This is a genomic window from Streptomyces sp. NPDC059852 (genome assembly GCF_042731455.1).
In the GTDB taxonomy this organism is placed as follows: Bacteria; Actinomycetota; Actinomycetes; order Streptomycetales; family Streptomycetaceae; genus Streptomyces.
On record NZ_JBHWJK010000049.1, the window covers coordinates 1 to 10,093 of the forward strand.

General features: G+C 73.1%; 11 protein-coding genes and 1 rRNA gene. 10 read left to right on the forward strand and 2 right to left on the reverse strand.

Annotation, left to right across the window (positions count from 1 at the left end; translation table 11 throughout):
* The 3 genes from rrf to ACFV46_RS33430 all read left to right on the forward strand — a co-directional run.
* Positions 1 to 92: ribosomal RNA gene (gene rrf / locus ACFV46_RS33420) — 5S ribosomal RNA — on the forward strand; the annotation flags it as partial.
* A gap of 160 nt (positions 93 to 252) precedes the next feature.
* Positions 253 to 1,398: a hypothetical protein gene (locus ACFV46_RS33425; protein WP_385500962.1), complete on the forward strand. Its 1,146-nt coding sequence runs from the start codon at positions 253 to 255 to the stop codon at positions 1,396 to 1,398.
* Complete coding sequence (locus ACFV46_RS33430; protein WP_385500961.1) at positions 1,290 to 2,033, forward strand: hypothetical protein; 744 nt, start codon at positions 1,290 to 1,292, stop codon at positions 2,031 to 2,033. Before ACFV46_RS33425 ends, ACFV46_RS33430 begins: the two co-directional genes overlap by 109 nt.
* Before the next feature lie 72 nt (positions 2,034 to 2,105).
* Here the strand turns inward: ACFV46_RS33430 and ACFV46_RS33435 are convergent, their stop codons facing one another.
* Positions 2,106 to 3,398 (reverse strand): DUF1015 family protein, encoded by a 1,293-nt coding sequence (locus ACFV46_RS33435; protein ID WP_376729627.1) that lies wholly within the window; start codon positions 3,396 to 3,398, stop codon positions 2,106 to 2,108.
* 72 nt (positions 3,399 to 3,470) lie between these two features.
* On the opposite strand from ACFV46_RS33435, the gene ACFV46_RS33440 reads away from it, so the two are divergent.
* The 4 genes from ACFV46_RS33440 to ACFV46_RS33455 all read left to right on the forward strand — a co-directional run bounded on the left by ACFV46_RS33440 (position 3,471) and on the right by ACFV46_RS33455 (position 7,549).
* Complete coding sequence (locus tag ACFV46_RS33440) at positions 3,471 to 4,499, forward strand: HAD hydrolase-like protein (protein ID WP_361935410.1); 1,029 nt, start codon at positions 3,471 to 3,473, stop codon at positions 4,497 to 4,499.
* Between the two features lie 43 nt (positions 4,500 to 4,542).
* Entirely contained in the window at positions 4,543 to 5,586 is a 1,044-nt protein-coding gene (locus ACFV46_RS33445) for a FecCD family ABC transporter permease (protein ID WP_385500958.1), read from the forward strand.
* 71 nt (positions 5,587 to 5,657) lie between these two features.
* Positions 5,658 to 6,677 carry an iron chelate uptake ABC transporter family permease subunit gene (locus ACFV46_RS33450; RefSeq protein ID WP_361935498.1) on the forward strand — a complete coding sequence of 340 codons (1,020 nt, stop codon included), beginning with the start codon at positions 5,658 to 5,660 and terminating at the stop codon, positions 6,675 to 6,677.
* On the forward strand, positions 6,674 to 7,549 hold the full coding sequence (locus ACFV46_RS33455) for an ABC transporter ATP-binding protein (RefSeq protein WP_385500959.1): 876 nt from the start codon (positions 6,674 to 6,676) through the stop codon (positions 7,547 to 7,549). The genes ACFV46_RS33450 and ACFV46_RS33455 overlap by 4 nt, the downstream gene beginning before the upstream one ends.
* Here the strand turns inward: ACFV46_RS33455 and ACFV46_RS33460 are convergent.
* On the reverse strand, positions 7,533 to 7,880 hold the full coding sequence (locus ACFV46_RS33460) for a sterol-binding protein (RefSeq protein WP_361935417.1): 348 nt from the start codon (positions 7,878 to 7,880) through the stop codon (positions 7,533 to 7,535). The two genes, ACFV46_RS33455 and ACFV46_RS33460, sit on opposite strands and share 17 nt — an antisense overlap.
* Before the next feature lie 42 nt (positions 7,881 to 7,922).
* Between ACFV46_RS33460 and ACFV46_RS33465 the strand changes: the two genes are divergently transcribed.
* The 3 genes from ACFV46_RS33465 to ACFV46_RS33475 are packed head-to-tail and all read left to right on the forward strand — an operon-like array spanning position 7,923 to position 9,986.
* Entirely contained in the window at positions 7,923 to 8,261 is a 339-nt protein-coding gene (locus ACFV46_RS33465; protein ID WP_361935420.1) for a hypothetical protein, read from the forward strand.
* Between the two features lie 7 nt (positions 8,262 to 8,268).
* Positions 8,269 to 9,084: a TlyA family RNA methyltransferase gene (locus ACFV46_RS33470; RefSeq protein WP_361935422.1), complete on the forward strand. Its 816-nt coding sequence runs from the start codon at positions 8,269 to 8,271 to the stop codon at positions 9,082 to 9,084.
* Positions 9,081 to 9,986: an NAD kinase gene (locus ACFV46_RS33475; RefSeq protein WP_361935425.1), complete on the forward strand. Its 906-nt coding sequence runs from the start codon at positions 9,081 to 9,083 to the stop codon at positions 9,984 to 9,986. The genes ACFV46_RS33470 and ACFV46_RS33475 overlap by 4 nt, the downstream gene beginning before the upstream one ends.
* Positions 9,987 to 10,093 lie beyond the last annotated feature (107 nt).

Consider the following 10,093-nt stretch of genomic DNA (forward strand, 5'->3'; position numbering starts at 1 on the left):
CGCCCGGTTACATTCCGAACCCGGAAGCTAAGCCTTACAGCGCCGATGGTACTGCAGGGGGGACCCTGTGGGAGAGTAGGACACCGCCGAACAATCTTTGGGAAGGACCCCTGGTCACCAGCGTTCAGCTGGGACCAGGGGTCCTTTCGTTTTTACAATGCTTGTGGTACCGAAGACAGGAGTCACCCATGTCCACCAACTCTCCCGACGACCGACCGGAGCGCGACCAGCGGCGACGGGACAGTGGTGACCGTGGTGGTTACCGAGGTGACCGTGGTGATCGTGGCGGCTTCCGGCGGGACAACGACCGTCGTGACGACCGCCGTGATGACCGGGGTGACCGTGGCGGGTTCCGCCGTGAGGACCGGGACCGCGGCTTCCGTCGTGATGACAATCGCGGTGGCGGCAGCGGCGGCTACGGCCGGCGTGACGACCGCCGCGATGATCGCAGGGACGATCGCCGGGACGATCGCCGGGACGACCGTCGGGACGGCGACCGTGGGCAGCGTCCCGGGTTCCGTCGCGACGACCGGCCGGGCGCACCGCGCCGCGACGACCGGGACCGGGACCGTGGCTTCCGTCGTGACGGGGACCGTCCCTCCTACCGCCGCGACGATCGGCGCGACGATCGACGGGACGACCGTCGCGAGGACAACCGTGGCGGGTACGGCCGGCGCGACGACCGCCGTGACGACCGCAGGGACCAGCGCCGTGGTGACGACCGCGACCGCGGTTTCCGCAGGGACGACCGGGATCGGGACCGGGACCGGGGCTTCCGTCGGGACGACCGTGGTGGCGACCGGGACCGTGGCGGGTTCCGTCGTGACGATCGCCGTGATGACCGGGGCGACCGTGGCGGGTTCCGTCGTGACGACCGGGACCGTGGGTTCCGGCGTGACGACCGCAGGGACGACCGTGGCGGCGACCGCGATCGCGGTTTCCGCCGTGATGACCGGCGTGATGACCGTCGTGACGATCGTGGCGGTGACCGTGGTGGGTTCCGCAGGGACGACCGGCGTGATGACCGTCGCGACGACCGTGGCGGTGACCGTGGTGGGTTCCGCAGGGACGACCGGCGTGACGATCGTCGTGATGACCGGCGCGATGACCGCGGTGGGTTCCGTGGGCGCGACGACCGGGGTGGCCGTGGTCCTCGCCGGGACGATCGCGGGGGCCGCCCCGGAGGGTTCCGCGGACGGGACGACCGTAGGGACGACCGGCGCGACGACCGGCGCGGCGGTGGGCGCTCCCGGGACGAGCGGGACCGTGACCGCGAGCCGATCAAGCGGCTGCCGATCCCCGAGGACGTCACCGGCGACGAGATCGACAAGGACGTGCGGCAGGAGCTCCAGAGCCTGCCGAAGACGCTCGCCGAGGACGTGGCCCGCAACCTGGTGATGGTCGCGCGGCTCATCGACGAGGACCCCGAGGGCGCGTACGGCTACTCGCGGGTCGCGCTGCGGCTGGCGTCGCGCGTCGCGGCCGTACGGGAGGCGGCGGGCTTCGCGGCGTACGCCAACCAGAAGTACGCGGAGGCGCTGGCGGAGTTCCGTGCCGCGCGGCGGATGACCGGCACCGTGGAGCTGTGGCCGCTCATGGCCGACTGTGAGCGCGGGCTCGGGCGTCCGGAGAAGGCGCTGGACATGGCCGGCGCCCCCGAGGTGCACAAGCTCGACAAGGCCGGCCAGGTGGAGATGCGGCTGGTCGCGGCCGGCGCCCGGCGTGACATGGGGCAGCTGGACGCGGCGATCGTCACGCTGCAGAGCCCGGAGCTCGCGTCCAACTCCGTGCAGCCGTGGACGGCGCGACTGCGGTACGCGTACGCGGACGCGCTGCTCGCCGCCGGGCGGCAGGGCGAGGCGCGCGAGTGGTTCGCGAAGGCCGTGGAGGCCGACAAGGACGGCAGCACGGACGCCTCGGACCGGCTCGCGGAGCTGGACGGTGTCGAGTTCGTCGACGCCTTCGACGAGTCCGAGGGCGAGAGCGAGGGCGACGACGGTGACGCGGCGGCGGCGCCGGCGGACGACGAGTGAGTGAGTGACGTGTGAGGAGGGGCGGGATCCCGGCCGGGGTCCCGCCCCTTTCGCGTTCCGGACCTCGCGTCCTCAGACGTCCAGGACGCGCAGCACCAGGCCCGAGGCCGGTTTCGGGCCGAACGACGTCGACTTGCGGGGCATCGTCACGCCCTGGCGGGCGAGATCGCGGACGACGTCCTCGCGGACCGGGTGCATGAGCACCGCCGTGCCGCCGTCGCGTTCCGCCTTGCGCACGGTGGCGGCCGTGTCGTGGATGTAGGCGATACGGGCGGGGTCGTCCTCGGGGACGCGCCAGACGTGGGCGAGGAGCGTGGCGTGCAGGACGGTGGCGTCCAGGGTGCGCCAGGCCGCCGGGCGGTCGGTGGGGACCGTGCGGTCCAGCAGGGCGGGGTCAGGCCGGTCGACGAGGTGGAACGCGCCGTCCCCGGCGAGCAGGTAGGCGTTGCCCTCGTGGGCCGCGTCGGCCAGGTGCTCCAGCGCGGAGTCGAGGGGCACGTCGAGGCGGCGTACGCGGAAGTGGCCGTCGAGTGCGGCGAGGGCGTCGGCCGGCGCGAGGCCGTGCAGGAGCCGGTGGATGGCCCGCACGCGCAGGGGGTGGCGGGCCGTGTCGACCAGGAGCACCAGGCCGTGGTCCCAGGGGCTGGGGGAGGGGTGCTCGTCCCGCAGCCGCAGGTAGGTGGCCCAGCGGTGGTGGCCGTCGGCGATCAGGGCCTGGCGACGGGCCAGGTCGGAGCGGATGTGGGCCACGTCGGCGGGGTCGGTGAGCGCCCACAGGCGGTGGCGGTAGCCGTCCTCGGTGGTGGTCGCGAACAGGGGCGCGCGGGCGGCCGTACGCTCGATGAGGGCGCTGGTGTCGGTCTCGGTGCCGTCGCCGCGGTATGTGAGCAGCAGGGGTTCGAGGTTGGCCGAGGTGGCGCGCATCAGGGCGGCGCGGTCGGCGACCACGTGCGGCATGACGTCCTCGTGCGGCAGGACGAGCCCCTCGGACGGGTCCGACAGGCGCAGCGCGCCGATGACGCCACGCTGGAGCATGCCGTCGTCGGAGCGCTGCTCGTACACGTAGAGGGCGGGTTCGGGGTCGGCCCTGAGGATGCCTTCGGACAGCCAGTGACGCAGCGTCCTCGCGGCCTGTTCGTTGCGGGCGGCGGGGGTGCCGGCCTGCGGCAGGATGAGGCGGACGATGTTGAACGGGTCCGCGTCCTGGAGGTGGTGCAGGCCGTCGGGCCGTACGACGACGTCGTACGGCGGTGATGTCACGGCCGCTAGACCGCCGACCCGGTCGGGGTCGTAGCGGAGGCCGCGGAACGGGGTGAGTTCCAGGCCGGGGCCCGCCGGTGGTTCCGGGTGACCTGCTGTGTTCATCCCGGCATCGTACGGGTGTCGGTGGCATGGGGGATGATCGGGGGAAAGCCGTCGAACGAGGAGCGATGCGGGATGAGCCAGAGCGTCAGGACGAGGCCCGAGAGCAGTGGCCGGGTGCTGAGCGAGGCGTACGACACGGCGCTGCTCGACCTCGACGGTGTGGTCTACGCCGGGGGTGACGCGATCGCGCACGCCGTGGACTCGCTGGCGGCGGCCAGGGCGGGCGGGATGCACCTGGCGTACGTCACGAACAACGCGCTGCGCACCCCGGACACCGTGGCGGCGCATCTGACGGAGCTGGGAATACCGACCGGCGCGGACGACGTGATCAACTCGGCGCAGGCCGTGGCGCGGCTGATCAGTGAGCAGGTGCCGGAGGGGTCCCGGGTGCTGGTGATCGGCGGGGAGGGGCTGCGGGTGGCGCTGCGCGAGCGTGGTCTCGTGCCGGTCGACTCGGCGGACGACGACCCGGCGGCCGTGGTGCAGGGGTACGGCGGGCCCGAGCTGCCGTGGGGCCGGTTCGCGGAGGCGTGCTACGCGATCGCGCGGGGTGTGCCGTGGTTCGCGTCGAACACGGATCTGACGATTCCGAGCGCGCGCGGGATCGCCCCGGGCAACGGCGCGGCGGTGGAGGTCGTACGGATCGCCACGGGCGCGGAGCCGCAGGTGGCGGGCAAGCCGCTGCCCCCGATGCACCGGGAGACGGTGCTGCGCACGGGTGCCGAGCGGCCGCTGGTGGTCGGGGACCGGCTGGACACGGACATCGAGGGCGCGTTCAACGGGGAGGTGGACTCGCTGCTGGTGCTGACCGGTGTCACGGACGGCGCCCAGCTGCTCGCCGCGCCGCCGCAGCACCGGCCGACGTATGTGGACGCGGATCTGCGGGGGCTGCTCACCGGGCAGCCGGAGGTCGGCGAGGAGGGGGACGGCTTCCGGTGCGGCGGCTGGACGGCCTCGGCGCGGGGCGAGCGGCTGGAACTCGACGGTGACGGTGCGGCCTTGGACGGGCTGCGCGCCCTGTGCGCCGCGGCCTGGACGTGGGCCGGGGACGGCGCGTGCACGCTGGACGCGGAGAAGGCGCTGGCGCGGCTGGGACTGTGACGTCGAACGGGGCGTCAGTGCGAGGGTAGGCTAACCTAACTGGGTGTTGGTCGACAGTCCTCCCCAAGAGCGCGCCCGGTCGGTGCCCGTGTCATCGAGCCGACGGGCGGCGCGTGCCGTCGGGTTGCTGGTCTCCGTCCTGATCCTGGTGGCCGTGGTGCTGACGAGTGTTGCCGTCGGGGCGAAGCCGCTGTCGCTGGGCGAGGTCTGGCACGGCCTGTTCGCGAGCACGGGCACCTATGCCGACGTCGTCGTCGACGACCGGATCTCGCGGACGGTCCTGGGGATCCTCGCGGGTGCCGCGCTCGGGCTGGCGGGGGCGGTCCTGCAGGCCCTCACGCGCAATCCGCTCGCCGACCCGGGGCTGCTCGGCATCAACGCGGGCGCCTCCGCCGCGGTCGTCACCGCCATCACCTTTCTCGGCGTCACGAGCCTGAGCGGCTATGTGTGGTTCGCGTTCGCCGGTGCGGCGGGGGTCGGGGCGCTGGTCTGGTTCCTCGGCGGCAGCCGGGGCGCCACGCCTGTGCGGCTCGCGCTCGCGGGGACGGCGATCAGCGCCGCCCTGTACGGCTATCTGCAGGCCGTGATGATCCTGGACAACGCGGCGCTGAACAGGATGCGCTTCTGGACGGTCGGTTCGCTGACCTCGGCGACGGACTCCACCATCCGGCAGGTCCTGCCGTTCCTCGTCGCCGGCATGGTCCTCGCGCTGTGCCTGGCCCGGCCGCTCAACGCCATGGAGATGGGGGACGACACCGCCCGGGCCCTCGGCGCCCGGCTGAATCGGACGCGGGTGCTGTCGATGCTCGCGGCCACCGTGCTGTGCGGTGCGGCGACCGCCGCCTGCGGGCCGATCGTGTTCGTGGGGCTGATGGTGCCGCACGTGGTGCGGTCGTTCACCGGCCCGGACCTGCGCTGGATCCTGCCGTACGCGGCCGTCCTGTCACCCGTGCTGCTGCTCGGCGCCGACGTGATCGGCCGGGTCGTCGCGCGGCCGTCGGAGCTCCAGGTCGGTATCGTCACCGCGATCCTCGGCGGACCGGTCTTCATCTTTCTCGTACGACGGCGGAGGACGGCGCAGCTGTGAGCACCGCATCGAAGCAGGCACCGCGCGCCGAGGAGGGTGCCCCGGCGAAGCGGCGGCGTGCCCCGCGCGCCGTGCGGACCCCGGGCGGGCTCTCCGTCCGGCTGGACGTGCGGGCGCTGACCGTGGTCGTCGTCCTGCTGGCGGCCGCGCTGGGCGCCGGAGTCCTGCTGATCGGCACCGGCGAGTTCCCGATCAGCACCCGGGACGTGATCAGGACGCTGCTCGGGGACGGCAACCCGGGGCAGGAACTCGTCGTCACCGACATGCGGCTGCCGCGGGTCCTCGTCGCCCTGCTGGTCGGCGCCTCACTGGGGCTGGGCGGGGCGCTGTTCCAGGCGCTGTCCCGCAACCCGCTGGGCAGCCCGGACATCCTCGGGCTCAGCCAGGGCGCCACGGCCGGGGCGCTCGTGGTGATCGTGCTGGTCTCCGGGGACGCCCGTCAGGTCACCCTCGGCGCCCTCGCCGGCGGGCTCGCGACCGGCATGGCGATCTATCTGCTCGCCTGGAAGCGGGGCGTGCACGGCTACCGGCTGGTCCTGGTCGGCATCGGCATGTCGGCGATCATGACGGCGGTCAACGGCTATCTGCTGACGAAGGCCGACATGGTCGACGCGGCCCGTGCCGTGGTCTGGATGACCGGGTCCCTCAGCGGCCGGGACTGGGAGCAGGTCTGGCCGCTGCTCGCGCTGTGCGCGGTGCTCGTCCCGCTCGTCCTGGGCAACGGGCGCGCGCTGCGGATGATGGAGATGGGCGACGACGTCTCGTACGCCCTCGGGGTGCGGGTGGAGCGGGTACGGCTGCTGCTGATGCTGGCCGCCGTGCTGCTGACCGCGGCCGCCACCGCCGCCGCCGGACCGGTCAGCTTCGTGGCGCTCACCGCCCCGCAGCTGGCCCGCCGCCTGACCCGCTCGCCGGGCCCGAACCTGCTGCCCTCGCTGTGCATGGGCGCCACCCTCCTGGTCACCGCCGACTGGGCGTCCCAGCGGGTCTTCGGCGCGGACCAGCTGCCGGTCGGCGTGGTCACCGGTGTGCTCGGCGGCGTGTATCTGCTGTGGCTGCTGGTCACCGAGCGTAGGGCGGGCCGGATATGACCGCCGGCGGCCTCGGCGGCGAGGCGACCCACGGGCCGAACAACCCAAGGAGCACAGTGAACCGTCTGTCCGCCGACAACGTCACCCTCGCCTACGACCAGCGGGTCATCGCGGAGCAGCTGTCGGTGGAGATACCCGACCACTCCTTCACCGTGATCGTCGGCCCCAACGCGTGCGGCAAGTCCACGCTGCTGCGCGCGCTGTCGCGGATGCTCAAGCCCGCCGAGGGGCGGGTGCTGCTGGACGGCAAGGCGATCCAGTCCATGCCGCCGAAGAAGGTCGCGCGGACCCTGGGGCTGCTGCCGCAGTCCTCGATCGCGCCCGACGGCATCACCGTCGCCGACCTCGTGGGCCGCGGCCGGTACCCGCACCAGGGCCTCCTGCGCCAGTGGTCGGCCGAGGACGAGCGGGTCGTACGGGAGTCCATGGAGCAGACCGGGGTGGCCGGGCTCGCCGACCGGTACGTCGACGAGCTGTCCGGCGGGCAGCGCCAGCGGGTGTGGATCGCCATGGCGCTGGCCCAGCAGACACCGCTGCTGCTGCTCGACGAGCCGACGACCTATCTCGACATCCAGCACCAGATCGACGTGCTGGACCTGTGCGCGGAACTGCACGAGGAGCAGGGGTGCACCCTCGTCGCCGTGCTCCACGACCTCAACCACGCCGCCCGGTACGCCACCCACCTCATCGCCCTGCGGGAGGGGCGGGTCGTCGCCGAGGGCGCTCCGGGGGACGTCGTCACGGCCGAACTGGTCGAGGAGGTCTTCGGGCTGCGCTGTCAGGTCATCGACGACCCGGAGACGGGTACGCCGCTGGTGGTGCCGGCGGCCCGCAGGGCCCGTGCGAAGGCGTCCGTCACAGGAGTTTCCTGAGCAGCAGCAGATCGCGCACGCCCGCGTGCAGCTTGACCCGGCCGGCGCCCCAGGCCTTGGCGAAGTGCAGCTCGCCGGCGACCAGGGCGACCAGGTCGTCGCCGGTCATGCTCAGGCGGATCTGCGCCTTGTCGCGGGGCGGGCCCTGCAGGGTGTGGTCGACGTGGATCCGGCCGCCGGTCATCCGGCCGGTGAACGTCACGTCCAGGTCCGTGATGTGGCAGCTCACCGAGCGGTCCAGGGCGACGGCGGCCCGGACGTCCCCCTCGGTACGCTGCATGGACTCCGAGAGCTTCTCGAGTGCGGCGCGGCACTCCTCGATCGTGGCCATCGGGATCGACGGTACCCCAGCCGTTCGCGGTAGCGTCTGGGCATGAGCGACTCCCTGCCCGAGGCCACGACACCGGTCGACGAGACGGTCGTGGAATCCGCGGACACGGCGGCCACCACGGACGCCGTGGAGCCGGGCGGCCCGGACGGGCCGGAGCACGACCCGGCGGCCCCCGCCCCGCTGGCCGTCCCGCGCACCCCCACCGGGAACGCCGACGTGGACGCCTTGCTGGAACGGCTGGGTGACGCCGACCACCTCGCGACCGACGGGCACCTCGAGGTGTACGAGGATGTACACCGAGGGCTGCGCGACGCGCTCACCGCGCTCGACGCCCGCCCGGGACCCCCGGCGCCCTCTCCGCCGTACCGAAACAGGAGCTGAACCGAACGTGGCAGGAGTCGCACGCCGCCGTCTGGACGCGGAGCTGGTCCGCCGCAAGCTGGCGCGTTCGCGCGAGCACGCCAGCCAGCTGATCGCGGCCGGACGGGTCACCGTCGGCAAGACCGTCGCGACCAAGCCCGCCACCCAGGTCGAGACGGCGGCCGCGATCGTCGTGCGGGCCGACGACAGCGACCCCGACTACGTCTCCCGCGGCGGGCACAAGCTGGCCGGCGCGCTGGCTGCGTTCACGCCGCGGGGGCTCGCCGTGGAGGGCCGGCGGGCCCTGGACGCCGGCGCGTCCACCGGCGGTTTCACGGACGTCCTGCTGCGGGCCGGCGCCGCGCACGTCGTCGCCGTGGACGTCGGATACGGACAACTCGCCTGGACTCTGCAGAGCGATGAACGCGTCACCGTCAAGGACCGTACGAACGTACGCGAGTTGACGCTCGACGCGATCGATGGGGAGCCAGTGGATCTTGTCGTCGGAGATCTGTCCTTCATCCCGCTCGGCCTGGTGCTGCCCGCCCTGGTGCGGTGCGTGAAGCCGGACGCCGATCTGGTGATGATGGTCAAGCCGCAGTTCGAGGTGGGGAAGGAACGCCTGGGCAGTGGGGGAGTCGTACGGAGTCCGCAGCTGCGGGCGGAGGCCGTGCGGACGGTGGCCGGGAAGGCGTGGGAGCTGGGGCTCGGGGTGAACGGGGTCACCGCCAGTCCGTTGCCGGGACCGTCCGGGAACGTCGAGTACTTTCTGTGGCTGCGTGCCGGGGCGCCCGCCCCGGACCCGGCCGACATCGACCGTGCAGTGGCGGAGGGGCCGCGTTGACACCGAACCGAGCTCGTACTGTTTTCCTGCTGGCCCACACCGGGCGGCCCGCGGCCATCCGCAGCGCCGAACTCGTGGTCGGCGGCCTGCTGCGTTCGGGCATCGGCGTACGGGTCCTGGAGGCCGAGGCCGAGGACCTGCCGCTGCCGGACGAGGTGGAACTCGTCAAGGAGGCGACCCCGCAGTGCCTCGACGGCTGCGAACTGCTCATCGTCCTCGGCGGTGACGGGACGCTGCTGCGCGGCGCCGAGTTCGCGCGGGCGTCCGGCGTGCCGATGCTGGGCGTCAACCTGGGGCGGGTCGGCTTCCTCGCGGAGGCCGAGCGCGACGACCTGGACAAGGTCGTCGACCGGGTCGTGAGCAAGGCGTACGAGGTCGAGGAGCGGATGACCGTCGACGTCGTCGTGCACCAGAACGGCGACATCGTGCACACCGACTGGGCCCTGAACGAGGCGGCCGTGCAGAAGGTGTCCGCCGAGAAGCTGCTCGAGGTCGTGCTGGAGATCGACGGCCGGCCGGTCACCGGGTTCGGCTGCGACGGCATCGTCCTGTCGACGCCGACCGGGTCGACGGCGTACGCCTTCTCGGCCGGCGGGCCCGTGGTGTGGCCGGAGGTCGAGGCGCTGCTGATGGTGCCGATCAGCGCGCACGCCCTGTTCGCGAAGCCGCTGGTGACCTCGCCCGACTCGGTGCTCGCCGTGGAGGTGCTGCCGCACATCCCGCCGGGGGTGCTGTGGTGCGACGGGCGCCGGACCGTGGAACTGCCGCCGGGGGCGCGGGTCGAGGTGCGGCGCGGGGCGGTGCCGGTGCGCCTGGCCCGGCTGCACCACGCGTCCTTCACGGACCGGCTGGTGGCGAAGTTCGCGCTGCCCGTCTCCGGGTGGCGCGGGGCACCGCACTAGGTCGTGTCCGCGAAGTCCCGTCGTTCGCCCGTAGGGCGGGCCGAGCGGTGTCCGGTGCGTGCTCTCGGTGTGCCGGGCGGACTCCCGCGTACTGGTTGTACGCGGGT